The 22,554-nt window shown below is 61.6% G+C and carries 24 protein-coding genes and 1 tRNA gene; 8 read left to right on the top strand and 17 right to left on the bottom strand.

The genetic code is table 11. The annotated features are described in order from the left end of the window. Positions 1 to 23 precede the first annotated feature (23 nt). Complete coding sequence (locus E3U23_RS10410; RefSeq protein WP_279351201.1) at positions 24 to 707, bottom strand: hypothetical protein; 684 nt, start codon at positions 705 to 707, stop codon at positions 24 to 26. After that, positions 704 to 1,156: a GatB/YqeY domain-containing protein gene (locus tag E3U23_RS10405; protein ID WP_279351200.1), complete on the bottom strand. Its 453-nt coding sequence runs from the start codon at positions 1,154 to 1,156 to the stop codon at positions 704 to 706. Before E3U23_RS10405 ends, E3U23_RS10410 begins: the two co-directional genes overlap by 4 nt. 155 nt (positions 1,157 to 1,311) lie before the next feature. On the opposite strand from E3U23_RS10405, the gene carA reads away from it, so the two are divergent. From carA to greA, 4 genes are all read left to right on the top strand, one after another. After that, a complete protein-coding gene (gene carA, locus E3U23_RS10400) occupies positions 1,312 to 2,490 on the top strand; it encodes a glutamine-hydrolyzing carbamoyl-phosphate synthase small subunit (RefSeq protein ID WP_279351199.1) in 1,179 nt (392 codons plus the stop codon). Positions 2,491 to 2,660: 170 nt separating this feature from the next. Then, entirely contained in the window at positions 2,661 to 2,828 is a 168-nt protein-coding gene (locus E3U23_RS10395) for a hypothetical protein (protein WP_279351198.1), read from the top strand. Beyond that, positions 2,828 to 6,154 (top strand): carbamoyl-phosphate synthase large subunit, encoded by a 3,327-nt coding sequence (carB, locus tag E3U23_RS10390; protein WP_279351197.1) that lies wholly within the window; start codon positions 2,828 to 2,830, stop codon positions 6,152 to 6,154. The genes E3U23_RS10395 and carB overlap by 1 nt, the downstream gene beginning before the upstream one ends. Before the next feature lie 106 nt (positions 6,155 to 6,260). Continuing rightward, the gene (greA, locus tag E3U23_RS10385) at positions 6,261 to 6,728 is read left to right on the top strand and encodes a transcription elongation factor GreA (RefSeq protein ID WP_279351196.1); all 468 of its coding nucleotides are present in this window, start codon (positions 6,261 to 6,263) and stop codon (positions 6,726 to 6,728) included. Between the two features lie 17 nt (positions 6,729 to 6,745). Here the strand turns inward: greA and E3U23_RS10380 are convergent, their stop codons facing one another. From E3U23_RS10380 to E3U23_RS10355, 6 genes are all read right to left on the bottom strand, one after another. Next, a complete protein-coding gene (locus tag E3U23_RS10380) occupies positions 6,746 to 7,315 on the bottom strand; it encodes a GNAT family N-acetyltransferase (protein WP_279351195.1) in 570 nt (189 codons plus the stop codon). Further along, a complete protein-coding gene (locus E3U23_RS10375) occupies positions 7,225 to 7,455 on the bottom strand; it encodes a DUF4170 domain-containing protein (RefSeq protein WP_279351193.1) in 231 nt (76 codons plus the stop codon). The genes E3U23_RS10380 and E3U23_RS10375 overlap by 91 nt, the downstream gene beginning before the upstream one ends. Positions 7,456 to 7,558: 103 nt before the next feature. Next, positions 7,559 to 8,104, bottom strand: a complete 546-nt coding sequence (locus E3U23_RS10370; RefSeq protein ID WP_279351192.1) for a hypothetical protein — start codon at positions 8,102 to 8,104, stop codon at positions 7,559 to 7,561. Between the two features lie 16 nt (positions 8,105 to 8,120). Beyond that, positions 8,121 to 8,483, bottom strand: a complete 363-nt coding sequence (locus tag E3U23_RS10365; RefSeq protein ID WP_279351191.1) for a hypothetical protein — start codon at positions 8,481 to 8,483, stop codon at positions 8,121 to 8,123. After that, positions 8,476 to 8,898 (bottom strand): phage holin family protein, encoded by a 423-nt coding sequence (locus E3U23_RS10360; protein WP_279351190.1) that lies wholly within the window; start codon positions 8,896 to 8,898, stop codon positions 8,476 to 8,478. The genes E3U23_RS10365 and E3U23_RS10360 overlap by 8 nt, the downstream gene beginning before the upstream one ends. A gap of 26 nt (positions 8,899 to 8,924) precedes the next feature. Continuing rightward, entirely contained in the window at positions 8,925 to 9,575 is a 651-nt protein-coding gene (locus tag E3U23_RS10355) for a hypothetical protein (protein ID WP_279351189.1), read from the bottom strand. 153 nt (positions 9,576 to 9,728) lie between these two features. On the opposite strand from E3U23_RS10355, the gene eno reads away from it, so the two are divergent. Next, positions 9,729 to 11,015: a phosphopyruvate hydratase gene (gene eno / locus E3U23_RS10350; RefSeq protein WP_279351188.1), complete on the top strand. Its 1,287-nt coding sequence runs from the start codon at positions 9,729 to 9,731 to the stop codon at positions 11,013 to 11,015. Here eno and ribH read toward each other — a convergent pair. Together ribH and ribB are read right to left on the bottom strand one after the other, a co-directional pair. Continuing rightward, complete coding sequence (gene ribH, locus E3U23_RS10345; RefSeq protein WP_279351187.1) at positions 11,012 to 11,437, bottom strand: 6,7-dimethyl-8-ribityllumazine synthase; 426 nt, start codon at positions 11,435 to 11,437, stop codon at positions 11,012 to 11,014. The genes eno and ribH overlap by 4 nt on opposite strands. After that, positions 11,437 to 12,702, bottom strand: coding sequence for a 3,4-dihydroxy-2-butanone-4-phosphate synthase (gene ribB / locus E3U23_RS10340; protein ID WP_279351186.1), 1,266 nt, complete (start codon positions 12,700 to 12,702; stop codon positions 11,437 to 11,439). The genes ribH and ribB overlap by 1 nt, the downstream gene beginning before the upstream one ends. 137 nt (positions 12,703 to 12,839) lie before the next feature. On the opposite strand from ribB, the gene E3U23_RS10335 reads away from it, so the two are divergent. Further along, the gene (locus E3U23_RS10335) at positions 12,840 to 13,721 is read left to right on the top strand and encodes a right-handed parallel beta-helix repeat-containing protein (protein ID WP_279351185.1); all 882 of its coding nucleotides are present in this window, start codon (positions 12,840 to 12,842) and stop codon (positions 13,719 to 13,721) included. A 13-nt stretch (positions 13,722 to 13,734) separates the two neighbouring features. Here the strand turns inward: E3U23_RS10335 and E3U23_RS10330 are convergent. The 6 genes from E3U23_RS10330 to E3U23_RS10305 form a co-directional block, all read right to left on the bottom strand. Further along, positions 13,735 to 13,810 (bottom strand) — tRNA-Lys (locus E3U23_RS10330). Positions 13,811 to 13,915: 105 nt separating this feature from the next. Then, the gene (gene rodA / locus E3U23_RS10325) at positions 13,916 to 15,037 is read right to left on the bottom strand and encodes a rod shape-determining protein RodA (protein ID WP_279351184.1); all 1,122 of its coding nucleotides are present in this window, start codon (positions 15,035 to 15,037) and stop codon (positions 13,916 to 13,918) included. Further along, positions 15,034 to 17,118: a penicillin-binding protein 2 gene (gene mrdA, locus E3U23_RS10320; RefSeq protein WP_279351183.1), complete on the bottom strand. Its 2,085-nt coding sequence runs from the start codon at positions 17,116 to 17,118 to the stop codon at positions 15,034 to 15,036. The genes rodA and mrdA overlap by 4 nt, the downstream gene beginning before the upstream one ends. After that, a complete protein-coding gene (locus E3U23_RS10315; RefSeq protein ID WP_279351182.1) occupies positions 17,118 to 17,669 on the bottom strand; it encodes a rod shape-determining protein MreD in 552 nt (183 codons plus the stop codon). Before E3U23_RS10315 ends, mrdA begins: the two co-directional genes overlap by 1 nt. Then, the gene (gene mreC, locus E3U23_RS10310) at positions 17,669 to 18,610 is read right to left on the bottom strand and encodes a rod shape-determining protein MreC (RefSeq protein WP_279351181.1); all 942 of its coding nucleotides are present in this window, start codon (positions 18,608 to 18,610) and stop codon (positions 17,669 to 17,671) included. Before mreC ends, E3U23_RS10315 begins: the two co-directional genes overlap by 1 nt. A 19-nt stretch (positions 18,611 to 18,629) precedes the next feature. Then, positions 18,630 to 19,673: a rod shape-determining protein gene (locus E3U23_RS10305; RefSeq protein WP_279351180.1), complete on the bottom strand. Its 1,044-nt coding sequence runs from the start codon at positions 19,671 to 19,673 to the stop codon at positions 18,630 to 18,632. A 190-nt stretch (positions 19,674 to 19,863) separates the two neighbouring features. Here E3U23_RS10305 and mutL point away from each other — a divergent pair, with 190 nt between their 5' ends. Beyond that, positions 19,864 to 21,660 carry a DNA mismatch repair endonuclease MutL gene (gene mutL / locus E3U23_RS10300; RefSeq protein WP_279351179.1) on the top strand — a complete coding sequence of 599 codons (1,797 nt, stop codon included), beginning with the start codon at positions 19,864 to 19,866 and terminating at the stop codon, positions 21,658 to 21,660. 17 nt (positions 21,661 to 21,677) lie between these two features. On the opposite strand, the gene E3U23_RS10295 is transcribed toward mutL, so the two are convergent. Continuing rightward, positions 21,678 to 21,905 carry a hypothetical protein gene (locus E3U23_RS10295; protein WP_279351178.1) on the bottom strand — a complete coding sequence of 76 codons (228 nt, stop codon included), beginning with the start codon at positions 21,903 to 21,905 and terminating at the stop codon, positions 21,678 to 21,680. A gap of 163 nt (positions 21,906 to 22,068) precedes the next feature. On the opposite strand from E3U23_RS10295, the gene E3U23_RS10290 reads away from it, so the two are divergent. Next, the gene (locus E3U23_RS10290; protein ID WP_279351177.1) at positions 22,069 to 22,554 is read left to right on the top strand and encodes a hypothetical protein; all 486 of its coding nucleotides are present in this window, start codon (positions 22,069 to 22,071) and stop codon (positions 22,552 to 22,554) included.

Here is a 22,554-nt window from a genome sequence, read left to right as displayed (position 1 = left end):
TTACCGCGAGGGCATCGCCACGGCTAGCTTGCGGACCGCGCCGCCCCCGCTTTTTCGAGCGGCGGGAAGGGTCCGGTCGCGCCGACCTGATTGCCGTCGATCTCGAACAGGTAATTCTCGGCCGGACTTTGCGGCGGAACGGTGGAGCGCCACCAGAAGGTGATCGTCGAGTCGGGTTTCCACGTCCCTTGGGTCACCCGCCAAGTCAGCCGTCCGGCTTCCACGCTGACCGAAATCGCATCGGATGCGCCCAGCGCGGCTTCGGCTTCGGCGCGCCGATAGCCGATCGCGCCGTCGAACCCGCTGACCGGCTCGGTTGTCCGAAACAGAGTGGGCGGTGCTTCGATGGCCGCCGGCCCGCTCGTAGGCTGGGCATCGGGTTGTTCGGTCAGGGTGATCCTGTGGACGTAGGTGTAAAGCGTGCCATCGGGCAGCGTGGCGGGATTGCACTCGCTCGTGCCTTCGGGGCAGGCGACGTAGCTTGTCATCGTGCCGATCTGCCCGCCGGCATCGGCCAGCAAAGTCTCGACCTCCGACCCTTCCGGCCCGACGATCTTCGCGCCCAGCGTCGACAGGTCGAGATCGGCGGCGACGAGAGTGCGCGGTTGGGCGACAGTTGGGGTCGGCGTGGGCGCTGGCTCGGGCTCCGAACCGCCGCAGGCTGCGACGAAAAAGACTAGCGCAAAGAGGAGAGCGACAGGCTTCACGACAGCGATTCTTTCACCAGCCCGCTCGTCTTGCTCATGTCGAGCGTGGCACCGTGGCGGCTTTTCAGCTCGGCCATCACGCGGCCCATGTCCTTCATCCCATCGGCGCCGAGGTCAGTCTTGATCTGCGCGATCGCCGCGCGGGTCTCGTCCTCGCTCATCTGCTTGGGAAGAAATTCCTCGATCACCGCGAGTTCGGCCTTTTCCTTGTCGGCCAGTTCCTGCCGACCGCCATCCTCGTACATCTCGATTGATTCGCGGCGCTGCTTGGCCATTTTCAGGAGTACGTCCTGCACCATTGCCTCGTCGTCGGGCTTCGTATCTGCCGTGCGCAATTCGATGTCGCGATCCTTGATCTTCGCGCCGATCAGTCGGAGCGCGGCGGTGCGCTCCTTGTCGCCTGCTTTCATGGCGGTGACGGTTTCGGACTTGATGGTATCCCTCAGCATCGGGCCTCTTCGATAATAGGTGTGGACGATTTCGACGCTCACATAAGCGCACCGAGCACAAAGCCAAGCGTTCCGGTTGACGGGAATCGCACACGTCTCTAGCGGCTGGGTCTTAGCAAACATTGCCGGTAACCCCTCTCCAACGGAGCGCCCCCATGGCCCTGTCCGCATCTTCGCACGCGCAACCTTCCGATGCGACCGGCGTCCTCGTCTTCGCCGATGGCAGCGTGGTCTGGGGCAGGGGCTTCGGCAAGGTCGGCAGCGCGGTGGGCGAGGTGTGCTTCAACACCGCGATGACCGGCTATCAGGAAGTGCTGACCGACCCCAGCTACGACAGCCAGATCGTTACCTTCACCTTTCCTCATATCGGTAATGTCGGCGCGAACGAGGAAGACCACGAAAGCCGCGGCCTCGGCGCGGTGGGTTGCATCGTGCGGCAGGAGGTGACCCCGCATTCCAATTTCCGCGCGCAGCAGGAATTCGTCGACTGGTGCGCCGCCAACGGCAAGATCGGCCTGTCGGGCGTCGATACCCGTGCGCTCACTCGGATGATCCGCAAGGGCGGGGCGCCCAACGCGGTGATCGCGCATAGCCCGCGCGGCGCGTTCGATCTCGACGATCTTGCCCGGCAGGCTGCGAAGTGGAGCGGGTTGGAAGGGCTCGATCTTGTGCCGCAGGTCACGCGCGGCGTGCTGGAAGACTGGCGCGGCGGTCACTGGCAGCTCGGCCACGGCTATGGCGAGCATCGCAACGAGAAGCCGCACGTCGTCGCCATCGATTACGGTGCGAAGGACAATATCTTCCGCAATCTCGCCCGCGCCGGTGCGCGGGTGACGGTCGTCCCGGCGCGCAGTTCGCTGGACGAGATCATGCGGCTGAAGCCCGACGGCGTGTTCCTCTCCAACGGCCCGGGCGATCCCGCGGCGACGGGTGAATACGCAGTCCCGGTCATCAAGGGCCTGCTGGAGCGCGACGTGCCGCTGTTTGGCATCTGTCTCGGCCACCAGATGCTCGGCCTCGCGGCGGGGGCGAAGACAGCCAAGATGTTCCAGGGCCACCGCGGCGCCAATCATCCGGTTCAGCGCGTCGGCGGGGGCTGGGGTGAAAGCGAAGGGCTGGTGGAGATCACTTCGATGAACCACGGCTTCGCAGTGGACGGCGAAACCTTGCCAGAGGGCGTCGAGCAGACACACGTCTCGCTGTTCGACGGTACGAATTGCGGGATTTCGATCAGGGGCAAGCGGGCGTTCGGGGTGCAGTATCACCCGGAGGCTAGCCCGGGGCCGCAGGACAGCTTCTACTTGTTCGAGAAGTTTGTGGGGATGTTGGGGTGAACAGCTTATTAGCAATTCTATTCACGATGGCCGTCGGATCCAACGCCGCTGTGCAGGAGGCGCAACCGTCGTACCCCGTTCCTCCTCCCTTAGTACCTCATTCTGATGGAACTTACGGAAGGCGAATCCTGCAACTTGCAGTTTTTCCTAACCGGGTCGACCGAGAGATATTGATCGAAGCGGCCGAGCGTTGTGCATTCGAAGCTGTTTCCGTTGGTGAGCGTCCAGAAGGATTGCCAATTTACGTCGCACCATCCTCCTTTTCCAACGCGAAACTCGAATGTTTCAAACGCTGGACTGCCGCGCAAAAGCTTTTGAAAGTGGATTGGCTCAGATAATGCCCAAACGCACTGACATCTCCTCCATCCTCGTCATCGGCGCTGGCCCGATCATCATCGGCCAGGCCTGCGAGTTCGATTATTCTGGCACTCAGGCGATCAAGGCGCTGAAGGAGGAGGGCTACCGCGTCGTCCTCGTCAATTCCAACCCTGCCACGATCATGACCGATCCGGAAATGGCCGACGCGACCTATATCGAGCCGATCACGCCCGAAATCGTCGCCAAGATCATCGAGAAGGAGCGGCCCGACGCCGTCCTTCCCACGATGGGCGGGCAGACGGCGCTCAATTGCGCGCTGGCGCTGGCGGGCGACGGCACGCTGGAAAAATACGGTGTGCAGATGATCGGCGCCGATGCCGATGCGATCGACAAGGCGGAGAACCGCCAGCGCTTCCGCGAGGCGATGGATGCGATCGGCCTCGAAAGCGCCCGCAGCGGCGTCGCCAATACGGTGGACGAGGCCTATGCCGTGCTCGAGCGGACCGGCCTGCCCGCCATCATTCGCCCCAGCTTCACCCTTGGCGGTACGGGCGGCGGCATCGCCTACAACCGCAACGAGTTCGAGCGGATCGTGCGCGAAGGGCTGGACGCCTCGCCCACAACCGAAGTCCTGATCGAGGAATCGCTCCTCGGCTGGAAGGAATACGAGATGGAGGTGGTGCGCGACCGCAAGGACAATTGCATCATCATCTGCGCGATCGAAAACGTCGATCCGATGGGCGTGCACACCGGCGATAGCATCACCGTCGCCCCGGCGCTGACTTTGACGGATAAAGAATACCAGATCATGCGCAGCGCCAGCATCGCTGTGCTGCGCGAAATCGGTGTGGAAACAGGCGGTTCCAACGTACAGTTCGCAGTCAATCCGAAGGATGGCCGGCTGATCGTCATCGAGATGAACCCGCGCGTTTCGCGCTCGTCGGCGCTGGCATCCAAAGCCACCGGCTTCCCCATTGCGCGCGTCGCTGCCAAGCTGGCCGTGGGCTATACGCTCGACGAGATCCAGAACGAGATCACCGGCGCGACCCCGGCGGCGTTCGAGCCGACCATCGATTATGTCGTCACCAAGATTCCGCGCTTTGCATTCGAGAAATTCAAGGGTGCGAAGCCTGAACTGTCCACCGCAATGAAGTCGGTCGGTGAGGTGATGGCGATCGGGCGCTGCTTCGCGGAGTCCATGCAGAAGGCCCTACGTGGGCTGGAAACCGGGCTGGACGGGTTCAATCGCGTCGTCGAACTCGAAGGCTGCTCGCGCGACAAGATCACTGCTTCGCTCAGCCAGCGCACGCCGGACCGCATTCTCAAGGTCGCCCAGGCATTCCGCGAAGAAATGAGCGTCGAAGAGATCGGCGCGATTACCGGTTACGACCCGTGGTTTCTCCGTCAGATCGAGGCGATCGTCTACGAAGAGAAGATGATCGGCCACAACGGCCTGCCGAACACGGCGGAGGAGATGCGGCGGCTGAAGGCGATGGGCTTTTCCGACAAGCGCCTGGCGACGCTGGCGGTGCGCTCGGTCGGTGTGGCGGGCGGTCTCGCGGAAACGCAGGCCCGGCGCAGCGGTCTGCTTCACGATGCCTTGCGCGCCATGGCCGGCGCGACGAGCGAGGAAGAGGTGCGCGCACTCCGCCGAAAACTTGGTGTCGAGCCGGTGTTCAAGCGCATCGACAGCTGCGCCGCCGAGTTCGAGGCAATTACGCCCTATATGTACTCGACCTACGAGGCGCCTTCGTTCGGCGTGGCGGAGGACGAGGCCGAGCCGAGCGACGCGAAGAAAATCGTCATCCTTGGCGGCGGGCCGAACCGGATCGGGCAGGGCATCGAGTTCGATTATTGCTGCGTCCACGCCTGTTTCGCGCTGTCCGAAGCCGGGTTCGAAACCATCATGGTCAACTGCAACCCCGAAACCGTCTCCACCGATTACGACACGTCAGACCGCTTGTACTTCGAGCCTCTGACCGAAGAGGACGTGCTGGAAATCCTGCGGGTCGAGATGTCGCGCGGGCAAGTGGTCGGCGTGATCGTGCAGTTCGGTGGGCAAACCCCGCTGAAACTCGCCGCCGCGCTGGAGCGGGAGGGCATTCCGATCCTCGGCACGAGCCCGGACGCGATCGACCTTGCCGAAGATCGCGAGCGTTTCGCCAAGCTGGTGAACAAGCTCAAGCTGAAACAACCGCTCAACGGTATCGCAAAGAGCCGCGACGAGGCGGCGGCAGTGGCGGCGCGCATCGGATACCCGGTGCTGCTGCGCCCGAGCTACGTCCTCGGCGGGCGGGCGATGGAGATCGTGGACAGCGAAGCCCAACTCGACGACTACATCGCCACCGCCGTGAACGTCAGCGGCGACAGCCCGGTGCTGGTCGATCAGTATTTACGCGATGCGGTGGAATGCGACGTCGACGTCATCGCCGACGGCTTCGAGGTCCGCATTGCCGGCGTCATGCAGCACATCGAGGAAGCCGGCGTCCATTCGGGCGACAGCGCCTGCACCCTGCCGCCCTACAGCCTCTCCGCCGAGATCGTCGCCGAGATGGAGCGGCAGGCCGAAGCGCTGGCCAAGGCGCTCGACGTACGCGGGTTGATGAACGTGCAGTTCGCGGTGCAGGACGGCGAGGTCTACCTGATCGAAGTCAATCCGCGCGCCAGCCGCACCGTGCCATTCGTCGCCAAGGCTATCGGTCGGCCGATCGCTAAAATCGCCGCGAAGGTCATGGCGGGCGAAGGGTTGCACAGCTTCAAGGCGTTCGACATCCAACCCGGCCACATGGCGGTGAAGGAAGCCGTATTCCCCTTCGCCCGCTTTCCCGGGGCCGATCCGATCCTATCACCGGAAATGAAGAGTACCGGCGAAGTCATGGGAATAGATCGAGATTTCCCCGCCGCTTTCCTCAAATCGCAGCTTGGCGCAGGTATGGTTTTGCCGCGCGAGGGCACCGTCTTCGTATCGGTGAAGGATAGTGATAAAGAGGTCATCCTTCCCGCAGTCGAGACAGTCCTCGGCCAGGGCTTCCGCGTCGTGGCGACCGGTGGAACGCAGGAGTTCCTGAAGTCGCGCGGGCTCGAAGTCGAACGCGTCAATAAGGTCGCAGAAGGTCGCCCGCATATCGTGGACGCTATTATCGACGGTGAGATCGCGCTGATCTTTAATACGACAGAGGGGTGGCAATCGCTGCTCGATTCTCAGTCGATCCGGGCCAGCGCGCTCGAAAAGAAAGTGCCGTATTACACCACCGCCGCTGCCTCGCTCGCCGCGGCGCGCGCGATTGCGGAGGTGGCGTCGGACCGGCTTGAAGTGCGCTCGCTTCAGGACTATTATAGCGCGTAAGACGTCACACGAATTTACCTTCCGGACAACTCAGCTCTGCCCATCCGCATTCGGCGGGAAAAGAGCGAATTGCCTGCCGGATGCGGATTAAAAGGATACGAGGCCCATGGATAAGGTGCCGATGCTGGCCGAAGGCTACGAGAAGCTGACTGCCGATCTTAAGGTTCTGCGCGCCGAGAGGCCGAAGATCGTCGATGCGATCGAGGAAGCGCGCGCACATGGAGACCTTTCGGAGAACGCCGAATATCATGCGGCGAAGGAACGGCAGGGCCAGGTCGAGGCACAAATTGCCGATCTGGAAGACAAGGTCAGCCGTGCCCAGATCATCGATCCGGCAACGTTGTCGGGCGACAAGGTGGTGTTCGGAGCGACGGTGACCTTGCTGGACGAAGACGACAAGCCGATCAAATATCAGATCGTCGGCCAGACCGAAGCGGATGCCGCCAAGGGCCGCATCTCTTACAATTCGCCTATCGCGCGAGCACTTATCGGCAAGCAGAAGGACGATGAGATCGAGGTGACCGTGCCTTCGGGCGACAAGTTCTACCTCGTCGACAAGATCGAGTTCGTCTGACTTTTTCAAAAAGCGGGTTAGAACCGCTTTTCCATCGCCCAGTTATGCATTGCGACGCCGCCGACTTCGATGTTGCGGCGCGCGATCATTTTGTACCCCGCTTGCTCGAAGGCAGGCCGTGCTAGGTCGCTCGCTTCGGTGAACAACCGTTCGATACGGTGAGGCTTTGCGTATTGTTCCGCCACTGCCAGCAGCTGACCGGCCAGGCCGTGTCGTGCATGATCGGGGTGGGTGTATAGTCTATCCAGATGCCCGTCGCGCTCAAGTACCACATAGGCGACGCAGCGATCGTCACCATCCTCGGCCACGAAAATGGCGCTCCCCAAGGTGGCCTTGGTGAGATAATCTTCGGCCGCGGGTTGGCTCGCTTTCCACGCATCGACCTGTTCGACCGAATACGATTCTCGTCCGACGCCCTCGATCGACGCCTCCGTGACGTCGACGAGGTCGGTTGCGTCGCTCTCGCGGAAGGGACGGATCGAATAGGCCAGCAGGTTCAGCCTTCGGGGTCGAGAAGCTTGTGCAGATGGACGATGACGTACTTCATCTCCGCATCGTCCACCGTGCGCTGCGCATTGCCGCGCCAAGCATTCTCTGCGTTTTCGTAGCTATCGAACACACCGGCGACGTGAATACTTTCGGGATCCGCGAAGGTCACGGCACGCGGGTCGGTCACCCGTCCGCCCATGACGAGGTAGAGGGTCTGCTTGGTTTCTTTTTCTTCCATCGGAAAACCTTTATCTGCCGGGGAGGGAGTACGGGTTGCCCATAATGGAAGCGGCGCGGCAGGCAAGCCCACCGCGCCGCATCAACATCAGCAGAAAACCGAATTAATAGCCAAGTCCGCGACGAAGATCGCGCGCGGCGCGAGCGGTCTTGCGGTTGGCCTTGCGTCCGCCCGAACGGAGCGAATCGCTCATCAGGTCGAGTCGATAACCTGCATCGCGGCGTGCGCGGCGGGCGGTCGTGCTTGCGGAATCTCCGAAGTCTTCCAGCTTGTCGCCGGCCGTGCGAGCGATATCGCCTGCGCCGTCGAGCAGCGAAAGCGCATAGGCCGAAACGGCATCGGCGGCAGTCGCAGCCATGGCGCCACCACGGCGTCCGAGACGACGTCCGGGCCGCGTCATGGCACCGATTGCGAGACCTAAGACGACACCACCAGCGATCGTCGCGACGGGATGCTTCTTCGCGAATTCGATTACGCTATCGGCTGCATCCTTTGCCTGATCGGCAAAAGTACGCTCTTCGTGACGGCGATTGCCTTCCTCGATACGGCGGCGCAGTTCGGCACGCTTTTCCTCGTCGGTCAGCTTACTGTCCGCGCTGATCGGGGTAACGTTGGTGTTCGGAGTGGGATTGGTTGCGGTATCAGCCATTTTGGTGGCTCCTTAATCAGAATTGACGTTCGTGAAAGAAACGCCGGTAGAACGGTTCGTGTTCCGCTAAGTCGTCGTCCTGCTCGTCCACTTCATCTGTATCGGCGTCGAAACCGAGCAGACCGAGTATCGGATTCCGGGCGAACCAGATCACCACTGCGGCCATCAGGGCAGTAAGCGCGCCCTTATTGTCGCCGGCGACCTCGATCGCCTCCTCGTAGATATCCATCGCACCGTGCTTCACGCGGTCGGTCGCCCGCTCGCCAACGCTTTTCTGCGCAAGATCGTCCTTCACGTGCTGGAGATCCGCCTGCATCAAAGCCTTGGCGGAATCGCGCAGAAAGCGATCTTCTATAAGGCGTGCTTTAAGATCATCCATCGGATTTCTCCGCCATGGCTTCGCGAATATCTTCGACCTTGGCCTTGAGTTTCAGCACGAGCACGATTGCCCCGACAACATACAGGAGGACGACAAGCAGGGTCGCGATCCAGAAGCCCACCAGCGTCGCGAGAGCGAGCACCAGGCCGACGGTAAAGGCGATCAGGGCAAGATGAATCGCGCCGAGCGCGCCGACCGCGAAGACGGCCGCCCCTTTTACCCGATCGCTGACGAAGCGCGCCCGTGTTTTCTGATAGGCTAGTTCGGCCTGCGCATACGTCTTTCCATCCGAGTAAAGGGAAGCCACATCGTCGGTGAGCGACGATGTGGCCTGATCGTTTGCGTCCGCGGGATCGAATTCCGGTTCGGGAATGTCAGTCGAACGATACGACGTCTCTGTTTCGGTTCGATCCACGCTTGCGCCCCTGATTTGCGTATTACTCAACGGCGAAAGAGGCTGGACAGCATAAAGCCGGCGACTGCCGCCATGCCGACTGCAAGGCCGGGACTCTTGCGGACGAATTCGCGAGCGTCTTCCGTCAGTTCGTCGACGCTCTTTTCGTCGAGCCGGTCGGCATAACCGGCAAGCGAGGACGACGCGCTGCGAGCATAATCGCCGTATTTCGCGCCGAGCGTCTCGTCGACGCGGTAGGCATTCTCGTTCACCTTCTCGCCAAGTGTACGCAGCCCCTTGCTAGCTTGTCCCTTGCCTTCGACGGCGAGTTCCTTGCCTTTCATCTTGGCGTCGTCACCCTTGAGGCGCGCCTGGCCTTTGACTTCCTCGCCCTTGCCCTTTGCTTGAGTGCGATAGGCGGAAGCGCGCTCGCCAGCTTCGGCTTTCAGAGCGGCAGCGCCGGCCTTGGCTTCGTCGAGCGCGGCCGAGAAGCGGCTCTTTGCCTCCTCTCGATGCGGATTGGAAGTCGAAGCCGTGTCGGGTGTCGTCACGGGATCGGTCGGGGTGGTGGTCGCAGTGTTGGTCACGGGTACGGTCTCCTTTGCCACGCTCGTCTGCGCGACCGTTTCGGTCGGCGACTTCGTCGTCGCGGCGTTGCTGGTATCGTTGGACATGCCGGAATTGCTGGTGTCTGCCATTGTCTGTTTCCTTGAACCCTCAAAAGACGACACCGGTCAGACCGGCGTTCGCTTCCTTAACGTGGCTTGCACCGCGATGTTCCGGCGCATAGGGCGGCGCTGCTCCGGCGCGGTGTCGGATGCCTTTTCAAAGCCCGACCAAGCGAGACCCGTATGACTGCCATTCTCGATCTGCACGCCCGCGAAATCCTCGACAGTCGAGGCAATCCCACGGTCGAAGTGGACGTGCTGTTGGCCGACGGCTCGTTCGGGCGCGCGGCCGTGCCTTCCGGCGCATCGACAGGGCAGCACGAAGCGGTCGAACTGCGCGATGGTGAGGATCGCTATCTTGGCAAGGGCGTACGCAAGGCGGTCGAGGCGGCGAACAGCGAAATTCGCGACTTGCTGGTGGGCCATTTCGACGCCGAGGACCAGCGCGACATCGATCTTGCCATGATCGACTTGGACGAGACGGCGAACAAGGGCCGGCTCGGGGCCAATGCCATTCTGGGAACTAGCATGGCCGTCGCAAAAGCGGCAGCCAATGCGCGCGGCATGCCGCTTTATTCCTATCTCGGCGGGGTGGGCGCGCACGTGCTGCCCGTGCCGATGATGAACATCATCAATGGCGGCGAACATGCCGACAACCCGATCGATATCCAGGAATTCATGGTCATGCCCGTAGGCGCCGACAGCATCGCCGAAGCGGTGCGCTGGGGTGCGGAAATTTTTCATACCCTGAAGAAGAACCTGTCGCAAAAAGGTCTCGCGACGGCGGTGGGTGACGAGGGCGGGTTCGCGCCCAATCTTGCCAGCACGCGTGATGCGCTCGACTTCATCATGCGTTCGGTCGAGCAGGCGGGTTTCAGCGCTGGCGATGATGTGGTGCTGGCGCTCGATTGCGCGGCGACCGAATTCTATCGCGGCGGCAAATACGAGATTTCGGGTGAGAATCTTTCGCTGTCGGGTGAAGACATGGCCGAATATCTCGACAAGCTCTGCCGCGACTATCCCATCCGGTCTATCGAGGACGGCATGGACGAAGACGATTTCGAAGGGTGGAAGGCTCTTACGGATCGGATCGGCAATACGATCCAACTGGTAGGAGACGATCTTTTTGTCACCAATCCAGAGCGCCTGCGCGATGGAATCGAGCGCGGGCTTGCCAATTCGTTGCTGGTGAAAGTGAACCAAATTGGCACACTGACCGAAACCCTGGAAGCGGTCTCGATCGCCAACCGGGCAGGCTATACCGCCGTGATGTCGCATCGCTCGGGTGAGACCGAGGACGCCACCATCGCCGATCTCGCGGTCGCGACCAATTGCGGCCAGATAAAGACAGGCTCGCTTGCCCGCTCGGACAGGCTGGCGAAATACAACCAGCTTATCCGTATCGAGGAAGAGTTGGGCGACAGCGCCGTCTATGCCGGGCGTAGCTGCTTCGGCCGCTCCCGCGTTTAGGCGCTCGCAAAGCGCGATTGCAGGTCCAACAGGGCGAGGGCGGCCTTCGCCGCTTCGCCGCCCTTGTCTTTGCGCGTCCTGTCGGCACGCGCGAGCGCCTGTTCCTCGTTCTCGACCGTGATGATGCCGTTGCCGATGGCGAGCCCGTCGATTGTCAAGGCCATGATGCCGCGCGCGCTTTCGCCCGCCACGATCTCGAAATGATAGGTCTCGCCGCGGATCACGACGCCGATAGCGACGTACGCCTCGTACCGGCCGCTTTCCGAGGCGAGAGCGATCGCCGCAGGTATTTCGAGCGCACCGGGTACGGTCAGAACCTCGACCGAATGCCCTTCCGCTTCAAGCGCAGTTCTCGCCCCGTCGATCAGCATGTCGTTGAGACGATCGTAGAAACGGGCTTCGACGATAAGGATATTAGCCATCACGCGGTCTCCGGAATGGGTTCTTCGCCGACGATATTGAGGCCGTAGCCTTCGATGGCGACGATAGTGCGATGGGAATTGGTGAGAAGGATCATGTCGTCGATCCCAAGGTCGGCCAGGATCTGTGCGCCAATACCGTAAGCCCGAAAGTCGCCATCGTCGGGCGGAGCCGTCTCGCTAGGCGCGGTCGCGCGTGGATTGATGAGCAGAACGATGACGCCGGCACCGCGCTCTCCGATCGCAGCCATCGCACGCTGCAAGGTGCGCTTGCGCGACCCGGTCTGGCCGAGGATATCGTCGAGCAGGGAGATGGTATGGACGCGAGTAAGCGTCGGTTTGCCCTGTTCGATGTTGCCCTTCTGCAGGACGAAACTCTCAGTCCCGTCGACAGTGTTGCGGTAAATGAGGAGTTTCCAATCCCCGCCATAGTCCGACTGGAATTCTCGTTCAGCGATGCGCTCCACCAAATGATCGTTACGCATTCGGTACGCAATGAGATCGCGGATCGTGCCGATCTTCATCTCATGCTTCCGCGCAAAGCCCATGAGGTCGTCGAGCCGGGCCATTGTGCCGTCCTCGTTCATAATCTCGCAGATCACCCCCGAGGGGTTGAGGCCTGCAAGGCGCGAGATATCGACCGCCGCCTCGGTATGACCGGCGCGAACCAGCACGCCGCCATCCCGCGCGGTCAATGGGAAAACATGGCCGGGGGTTACAATATCCTCCGGCCCTTTCGATGCGTCGATGGCGACAGACACGGTGCGGGCGCGATCGGCGGCGCTGATGCCCGTCGTCACTCCCGTCTTCGCCTCTATCGAGGTAGTGAAGGCCGTCTGCATGCTTTCCCGATTTTCGCGGCTCATCGGTTCGAGGCCGAGCGCGTTGGTACGCTTCCGGTCGAGCGAGAGACAGATGAGGCCCCGCCCATGCATCGCCATGAAATTGATCGCATTCGGCGTCGCCATTTGTGCAGGGATGACGAGATCGCCTTCGTTTTCCCGGTCCTCGTCGTCGACGAGGATAAACATCCGCCCATTGCGCGCCTCTTCGATGATCTCCTCTGCGCCAACCAGAACCGGCGTATCGTCATTCGATTCGAGAAAGAGCTGGAGCTTCCGAAGAGTTTCCGCAGTCGGGTTCCAGTCCGCATCCGTGCAATCGCGCAATGTGTTGCTGTGCAACCCCGCCGCGCGTGCGAGGCCTGACCGGGTTATCAGACCTTGTGAGATGAGCGTGCGAACTTTATCAATTGTATTCATGTGCAACGTATATCACATCCTAGTGTGATCTCAAGCGACGACCACACGAGGATGTGGCAATAATTTCTTTCGTTCGTCGTGCGAGGTTAAAGACAGTAAGCTATGCTTTTGTGAAACCACATCGCCGAAAAGCAGGAAACGTCATGGATATCCGCACCATTCTCGACAAATGCGAAGGCGGCGAAACCGTTGACCTAAGCGACAAGACGATCGAATCGTTCAACATTCGCGGATACGAGTTCACGACGCCGGTCACATTGGTTGGGGGTCGTTTCGCAGCGCCGAATGGGGCGAAACGCGCTTTCCGCGTGAATACGTCACATGGCCTTCACTTTGAAAGCGGGGAAGTTGCAGGCGATGATCGCTCCGCCATGGGCTTTCTGTTCCAGGGATGCCGGGACATCGCAATGCGACGCATGACATTGCATGGCCTGAAGCACGGCATAGCCGCCAATAAATGCGATGGCTTCAGCGTGGAAGGATGCTCGTTCCACGACTTGCGGATCGATGCGTTCCGCAGCGGTGGATCGCGCCGCGTCAAAGTATTGTCCAACTTTGCGACAGACTTTCATCCGATCGAAACGGGCGGAAAGGGCGACCATCCGGATTTCATCCAGTTCTGGCCCCTTCACGGATCGGATAATAGCGAGATTGAGATCATCGGAAATCGTTTCGAACGCGGCGACGGCTTGCCGGCCCAAGGGATTTTCGTGCGCGGAATTTACGAGGACAGGAAGACCGGCAAACCGAAGCGGCCGCAGTTTGGGCGGGTTGTCGTGTGCAGCAACGTGATCGACGGCGGGCTTCGCAACGGCATCTCGATATCGGGCGTCAATAGCGGTCAGGTGACCGACAATGTCGTGCTGAGCCGAAAGGGCGACGACTTCGAATCTTTTATGCGCATCGAACGCTCCCAAGTCCTCGTCCGCGGAAATGTCGCGGAAAAATTCATCGGCCAGATCGATCGTAAGGCCAACCGCCAAGGCCGCATTGCCGCCCCCGATAATCTCAAGGCTTCCTGCTGATCGCGATGGAAAATGGTGGACGCACTAGGGCTCGAACCTAGGACCCGCTGATTAAGAGTCAGCTGCTCTACCAACTGAGCTATGCGTCCACATGCGGGCGAAGCCGCTAGCGCTTAGGAGCGCTCCCGAATCGGGAAGCGCTCATATAGCGGGTGTTTTCAGGATGAAAAGACCCAGTGTGCGGATCGCCGTTCTCAGGACGCGAAACGCCCGGTTCGCGGCGCTTTACGCGTCCACCGATCAATCATCATGAGAATGCCGATACAGATCATGTTGGTCATCATGGAGCTGCCGCCGTGGCTCATGAAGGGCAGGGGAATCCCCACGACGGGGGCAAGACCCATGACCATCATTAGATTGATGGCGATGAAAAAGAAGATCGTCGCCGTCATTCCTGCGGCTGCCAATTTCGCGAAGCGATCATCGCTCGCCCTGGCGACGGACATGCCCCAATTCAGGATCAGCGCGAAGGCGATGATGACGAACAGGCCGCCCATAAGGCCCCATTCTTCCGCCATCGTCGCGAACACGAAATCGGTGTGCGGTTCGGGCAGGTAATTGAGGTGGCTCTGGGAACCTTCGTTGAAGCCTTTGCCGAACAGCCCGCCCGATCCGATCGCGATCTTGGACTGGGTGATCTGATATCCCTCGCCCAAGGGATCGCTTTCCGGGTCGAGGAAGGTGGTCACGCGGCTTTGCTGATAGGGTTGCAGGGCGAAGAAGAACGCCAAGGGAATGGCGGCCGCCCCGGCCAGTCCTGCGCCGATGAACCAGCGCAGCGGCAGACCTGCGAACAGCATGACGAGGCCGCCGCCGAAGGCGATGGCAAGCGAAGTTCCAAGATCAGGCTGAAGCAGCACGAACGCCATCGGCAAGGCGATAATGAGCCCCGCCGGGACAAGAGCCTTCCATGTCGGCACCATGCCCACCGGCAGATTGTCGTAATAACGGGCAAGCGCGAGGACGACGGCAGGCTTCATCAGTTCGGATGGCTGGATGCGTATAGGGCCCACCTCAAGCCAACGCTGGCTGCCGCCCCCGATCTGACCGGCAAGCTCAACCGCCAGCAGGAGGATAAGAATGATCGTATATGCTGGGAAGGCCATGAAAGTAACGAGGCCGCGATTGAACCGGCTTATCACGACCGCCATCACGAAAAAGATTGCAAAGCGCAGCAGATGGGAGTCCGCGTAAGGATCCATCGATCCGCCGGCCGCGGAATATAACACCAGCGCGCCGAACCCGATCAGGGCGAATAACGGAAAGAGAAGGCGCCACGGTTGCCGAGCGACGGGCGCAGGTACGATGCCGCTCATTCGGGCGGGGGTGCTGCAAGTTCGCCAGGCGTCGTCGGCGGGCGTGAACCTTCATCGCGGGAGGCGTTCACCTGCGCTGCCATTTTCTCGGACTGGAGCTGCGCCAACCGCGCTTCGGCTTCGACCTGATCGAAAATCTCATCGCGCCGCTGCGGAACGGGTTCGACGACTTCACCTGCCGCCATGGCATAAGCCCGGTATTTTGCATCAAGCCGCTGCTGCGCGGTGCCGCCCCACTGCTCTTCCAGCGGACGCAATGCCTCCATGCCCTTCACCGGATCGAACAGGAACGTCATCACATCGCGCGCTATCGGATAGGCCGCGCCCGAGCCTCCGCCATGCTCGATGACGACCGCGCCCGCATATTTCGGTTTGTCGAACGGTGCGAAGAAGACGAACAGGCCGTGGTCGCGATATTTCCACGGACCGGTTTTGCCGTTGGAGACGCTCAGTGACACGACCTGTGCAGTACCGGTCTTGCCCGCCATCTGGATATCGTCGATCGGCAATCGCGCGCGGCCGGCGGTGCCGGGGCCGTTGACGACGTCGCTCATCGCCTTGCGGACGTAATCGATCTCTTCGCTACTGAAGTTGAAATGCTCGAACTTGGGGCGGGGATCGTCCATCCGCAGATGCGGCACGACTTCGTAACCCGTGGCAAGCCGCGAACTCATCACCGCCAGTTGCAGCGGATTGACGAGGTAATAGCCCTGACCGATCGACGCATTGACGGTGTCGTAAGGCTGCCAGGCCTGATCGTATTTTCGCAATTTCCACGCGGGGTCGGGGACAGTACCGTAGAACTGGCTCGTCACCGGCAACTTGAATTCCTCGCCGAGGCCCATCTTGTGGGCCCATTTGGCAACCTGATCGAAACCCACCTGCTGCGCGAAATGGTAGAAATAGCTGTCGCAACTCTGATAGATGGCTTTCGCCATATCGACCTGGCCGTGATTGCTCCAGCAATTGAAGAAGCGGTTGCCGATCCGCCGCCCGCCGCCGCATATAATCGTGTCTTCAGGCTTCACACCGGCATCAAGAAAAGCCATGCAATGCATTGGTTTTACAGTCGAACCCGGAGGATAAAGGCCTTTCAGGACCTTATTGCGCAGCGGCACCCGCTCATCGTCGCGCAGCATCGAATATTCGACGCGGCCGATGCCGGCGGAAAAGCTGTTAGGGTCGAAGCTAGGCATGGACGACATGCACAGGATGTCGCCGCTTTCGCAGTCCATGACCACGCACGAGCCGCTTTCAAGTCCGATCCGGCGCGCTGCATAGTCCTGAAGAGGGCCGTCGATCGTGAGGCGGACGGGATTGCCTTGAACGTCCTCCCGCGTATCGAGATCGCGCACGATCCGTCCCGACGCCGTCACTTCGACACGTCGCGCCCCAGGTTTTCCCTGAAGCTCTTTTTCGAACTGATTTTCGAGCGCATCCTTGCCGATCTTGTAACCCGGCGTGATGAGCAGGGGATCGGGATCTTTCTCGTATTCTTCCGCAGATGCAGGGCCGACATAGCCGATCAGGTGCCCGACACTTGGCCCGGTCGGATAGAAGCGCGAAAAGCCGCGCTGGGGCACGACACCGGGGAGGTCGGGAAGACGCACGCTAATGGCGGCGAACTGGTCATAGTTAAGTCCGGTGGCGACTTCTACCGGTTGGAAGCCGCGCGCTTCGGAAACGTTCTTTTTCACATCCGCCAGTGCATTGGGCTCCATGCCGAGGATGTCGCCGAGCACGTTGATGGCGCGGTCGCCGTCTTGCATCCGGTCCGGAATGACATCGACGCGAAAATCGGCGCGGTTGGAGGCGAGGGGCGCACCGTTGCGATCGAGGATCCATCCTCGGCGCGGGGGAATGAGCGAGAGATTGACCCGGTTGCTCTCGGACTCGAGCGCCCAGCGCTCGTTCTGGGCAATGGCGATATAGCCCATCCGGGTGGCGAGGATTGTCGCCAGCGTTCCCATCGCGCCGGTGATGAAGAAGGTGCGTCGGTCGAAGGCATTATCGAGAGTCGTCCGGCTGACAAGCTGCTTCGTTTTGCCGCCGATCCTGCGTCGCTTGCCGAAAATATTCATCAGACACGCCTCCAACGGCTCAGCCGCAGGCGGTCGAGGGCGGCGCAAAGGCGGGCGAGGGTCGGAAACAGGATCACGGAAATGGCAAGCTGCGGAACGAGAGCGACAAGGGAGAACACGGTTGGCTCGCCGCCGGAAAGCAGCCAGCCTAACCCTATGTACCCGATCAGGGCTGCACTCGCGGTTAACCAGTCCTGCGAGAAGCTGCGCCAAGGCATTCTTAGCTCGATTGCCTCAATCACCAGGAGAGCAACCGACCAGGTGAATATCGCGTATCCGAAAGGCTGGCCGGAGAACAGATCGTCGAACAGGCCGAGTGGAAGGCCGGCCCAGACAGGCAAGAGCCCGGGACGGACTAAGCGCCAGCCCAGCAGCATCGCGAAGCCGAGCGGCGCCAATAAAGGTAACGCGCTCGCGATGAAGAATACCGGGACCAGGGATGCGGCGAGTATCGAAGCCCAAGGCACGATATTGGCGAGGACCGAAGAATGCGAACGATTGATGCGGCTGCCATAGGCATCGCTGCGGGCTCGCGGCTCCATCCGTTCCATCAGTCCGCCGCCTCGGTCGGCTCCGGTGTTGCGATAACCTCGGCAGGCTCGTCGACGCCGAGTTCTTCTTCGATAGGCGTCGCCGCACCCACTACTGCTTCCGGCTCGAAAATCGGTTCGACGGCAACGAAATCGGTGGCCGCCGGATCGCTGATGATCCGCGCGACGCCGCCATCGTCCGTCAGTTCGGAAACGATCGCCACCGCGATGCCCGGCGAATAATACCCTCCTGCGCCACTGGTGACGAATACGTCGCCGACCTTGAGCGGATTGATGCCCAGATTGATCAGCCGGATACGCAGGAGGCTGTCCCCTCGCCCTTCGGCGAAGGCGACCGTATCGTCGCTCGCCCGGCGGACCGGTAACACGCTTTCAGGATCGGTAAGTAGCAAGACACGGGCGTTGGAGTAGCCGGTCTCGAGGATGCGCCCGACGACCCCGCGCGGTGAACGGACCGGCATGCCGACCCTGACACCGTCACGCGATCCCGCCCCGACATAGGCGAATCTCCGCGTACTGGTGGACGTCGATCCGATCAGCCTCGCCACGGCGACTGGCGGCCGCTCATCGTCCAGCAAGCCGAGAAGGCCCTTCAATCTGGCATTCTCTGTGCGTACAGCGTCGGCTTCGACCAAGCGAATGCGCGCCAGTTCCATCTCACGCTTCAACGCCGCATTCTTCGAACCTGCGCGATAGTAGCCGCTCACCGAATCCCAGAGCGACTTGCCGCCGGTGCGAACTCGTGCGGCAGTCTCGGTCGCGGGCGATACGGCGTCTTGCGCCGCCCCCCGCGGTCCGCCGAACAGGGTCGGTTGAAAGAACGACAGGCCAAGTAGGATCATGCCGAGAAGCGCGCCGATCCCGGCGACGATATACCCGGTGAAGAGATTGTACTGCGCCCTGCGCGAATAGCTGGAGCGCCGGGATCCTGGCGGCGCCATGCCCCCTCCTTGCTTCGCGTCAGGCGGTCATCAGGACGCCGCGATAGATCGGATCTTCCATCGCACGCCCGGTGCCGAGCGCGACACAGGAAAGCGGGTCTTCTGCGATAGTGACCGGAAGCCCGGTTTCCTCGCGCAAGTACTCATCGAGACCGGCGATCAACGCACCGCCGCCGGTCAGCACGATACCCTGATCGACGATATCGGCAGCGAGTTCGGGGGCGGTGTTCTCGAGCGCGATTCGCACGCCTTCGATGATCGCGCCGATCGGTTCGGCCAGAGCCTCGGCGACATGACCCTGATTGATGGTGATTTCCTTCGGCACGCCGTTCACCAGGTCACGGCCCTTGATCGTAATCGACTCGCCGATGCCGTCTTCCGGCGGACGCGCGACGCCGTAATCCTTCTTTATCCGCTCGGCGGTCGCATCGCCGATCAACAAGTTATGGTGTCGTCGGACATAGGAGACGATGGCTTCGTCCATCTTGTCGCCCCCGGTGCGCACACTGGTGGTATAGGCCAGACCGCGCAGCGAAAGCACCGCAACCTCGGTCGTGCCGCCGCCGATATCGACCACCATGCTGCCGACCGGTTCGGTGACAGGCATGTCCGCGCCAATCGCTGCGGCCATCGGTTCGAGGATGAGGAAAACCTGGCTCGCCCCGGCATTGCTGGCCGCATCGCGGATCGCGCGGCGTTCGACGCTGGTCGAGCCGGACGGCACGCAAATGGTGATTTCGGGAAAGCGCATCATGCTCTTGCGTCCGTTCACCTTTCGGATGAAATGCTTGATCATCTCCTCGGCCACATCGAGATCGGCGATGACGCCATCGCGCAAGGGGCGGATCGCCTCGATGGAATCGGGCGTCTTCCCCATCATCATCTTCGCATCGTCGCCCACCGCCTTCACGCGCTTCATGCCGTTGATCGTTTCCAGCGCGACCACGCTGGGCTCGTTGAGTACGATGCCCTGATCCTGCACGTAGACCAGCGTATTGGCCGTGCCGAGATCGATCGCCATGTTCGACACGCCGAATTTGAGGAGATTGCTGAAGAAGCCCATTGTCGTTCGATTGCCTGTTATTTGCGCTGGGAGAACCGCCGAATGTGTCCCGCTTTGCGGCACCCCCGAAGAATAGATGCGGTCCTGTAGCGAGACTGTCGCGCAAATGCCAAAAATTTCCGTAGAGCCTTCGGGGGAAATACGAGCGGTCCGCCTCGGAATCCCCGCAATTCGTCGCTATCGCCGAAATATGCTGCAAATCCGTCGCCTTCCGGAAACGCTGGTCAACCGTATCGCCGCGGGCGAGGTGGTCGAACGACCGTCCTCCGCACTGAAGGAACTCGTTGAAAACGCGATCGATGCAGGAGCCGGGCGCATCGCGGTAAAACTGGTCGAAGGCGGGCTCGCGAGTCTCGAGGTGACCGACGATGGATGCGGCATGACTGCCGACGAGATCGCATTGGCGCTGGAACGCCATGCGACGTCGAAATTGCCTGACGAGGCGATCGAACAGGTTTCGACACTCGGGTTTCGTGGGGAAGCCCTGCCAAGCATCGCCAGCGTCTCTCGCTTCACGATCGAGAGTCGCCCACAACATGCGGAGCAAGGCTGGCGGCGGGCCGTCGACCATGGCGAGGTCGTCTCGGAAGGTCCCGCCGCCCTTCCGCCGGGAACGCGCGTGCGGGTCGAGAACCTGTTCGGCAGGGTGCCCGCCCGCCGCAAGTTCCTGCGCACGCCGCGCAGCGAATACGCCGCCGCGTTGGATGTCGTCCGCAGGCTGGCGATGGCGCGCCCGGATATCGCGATCACCCTCGACCATGGCGATCGGCGCATCCTTGGCTTGCAGGCAGGCGAGGGGCTGGAAGCCCGCGTCGCGCAGGTTGTCGCGCGTGAATTGAAGGATAACGGCGTCTCGATCGATCTAGATCGCGGAACCATGAGGCTGACGGGCATTGCGGGCCTGCCGACCTACAATCGCGGCGTTGCGGATCACCAGTATCTGTTCGTCAATGGCCGCCCGGTGAAGGACCGGCTGCTGACCGGCGCGGTGCGCGGCGCCTATCGCGACATGCTCGCGCGCGACCGGCATGCGGTGCTGGCGCTGTTCCTCAACCTGCCGCCGGAAGATGTAGACGTGAACGTCCACCCGGCGAAGACCGAGGTTCGTTTCCGCGACGCCGCCGCTGTGCGCAGGTTCATCGTATCGGGTCTGCGACAGGCTTTGGCTACGGGCGACCGGCGGAGCGCGCAGACGCCCGATGCCGCCGCGATGGGTCGTTGGCAGGCTGAGCCGACCAGCGAGGAGCCGGCAGCGGCCCTGCGCTCGATCTTCTCCGGCCGCGACTGGTCCGCCCCATCTTCGCGTGTCGCCGAACCATCGCGAGCATGGCGGACTGATGAGGGCGGAGTTGCCGCCGAGCCGCAGGGCAGGGCGGAAGAAGCGGCCGAGCCGGAGCCGCAGAACTACCCCCTCGGCATCGCGCGTGGGCAGGTGGCAAATACCTATATCGTCGCCGAAACGAAGGACGGCCTGATCCTTGTCGACCAGCATGCGGCGCATGAACGGCTCGTGCTCGAGCGCCTGCGCGCTGCGGGCGCGGAAGATGCGGTCGCCCGTAGTCAGGCCTTGCTCATTCCCGAAGTGGTGGAACTGGATGAAACGAGCTGCGATCGTCTCGAGGAAGCTGCTGACAAACTGGCTGAGCATGGACTTGCGCTAGAACGCTTCGGTTCCGCTGCAATGTTGGTACGCAGTCTCCCCCATGCCATCGCGCGAACCGACCCCGCAAAGCTGCTGCGCGATATCGACGATGACCTCGCGCAAAACGGCGAAGCGCTGCTGCTTGGCGAGAAGCTCGATCTCGTACTCGCGACCATGGCGTGCCACGGCTCCGTGCGGGCGGGGCGCGTGCTACGGGTCGATGAAATGAATGCGCTGTTGAGGGAAATGGAACGCACTCCGCGCTCTGGCCAGTGCAATCATGGGCGGCCGACTTGGGTCAAGCTGGCGCTGGGTGATGTCGAGAAGCTTTTCGGTAGGCACTGACAAGCGGTCCGGTCCGCTTAATTTATGCCCAGCTTCCGTCGCCAACGTTCCCCGAACGAAATCGCGTCTCGTTTGCCGCCTCGCTCGAGCTCTTCTTCGCGGGCGAGCTGCTTTGCCAGGCGGTCGTGCTTCACCGCTTCTTCGCGAAGGCGCCGTGCGACCAGGGGGTCGGAATGCTCGGCGGCGATACGGCGTGCGCGACGGGCGAGTTGCTGGTGATGGATCGAGTCGCGTTCTTCGCTCATTTCGGCCTTCGTCTAGCCTGATCGAACATCCTGGCAAATATGGCGCTTCTGCTTTTGCATCGTTGGGGTCGTCGTCGCGACAATTGGCGGGTGTTCGATTGACAAATCGGCTGTTGCCGTCGGAAGAGCAGCCAGCCCATGCCGTCTGGAGGTTGCAATGCGAATGCCCCTTGTTCTTGTCGTCCTCGCTTTAACGTCGTGCGGCCCCTCGACCGCGGAGCAGGCTCGGCAGGATGCAGCGGACGTCGCCGAAGTGCGCGCCAATCAGATCCCGCCCCCCGAACAGCTTTCACCCGAACCGATCCTCTATGCCGATATCGAGCAGAACGACCTGTTCGGTGCCGGCTGCAACTTCGTAGCCGAAGGCGCGGGGATGGGGGCAATCGCCTTGGCGCAGCCGGACGAGGGCTACATGAAGCGCAACGGCAAACTTCTCACCTTCGCGGCGGACAAGGGGAGTGCTCAGCAACCGCTCGGCTCATGGCGGAAATACGATGGCAAGGAATACGGCTTCACCCTCGACCTCGAAAGCGGGTCCGGAGAACAGGCGGGCATCGAGACGGTGAATTTTCCGGCCCGCCTGACAGTGCGCGACGGGCGCGGGCAGACCGTGTACGAAAGCCCGGGCACTGCCCAATGCGGATCATAA

It is taken from the genome of Erythrobacter litoralis, assembly GCF_029760855.1.
Classification (GTDB): domain Bacteria; phylum Pseudomonadota; class Alphaproteobacteria; order Sphingomonadales; family Sphingomonadaceae; genus Qipengyuania; species Qipengyuania litoralis_A.
Note: the sequence above shows the minus strand (reverse complement) of the source record. Positions and strands in the feature narration are given on the sequence as shown.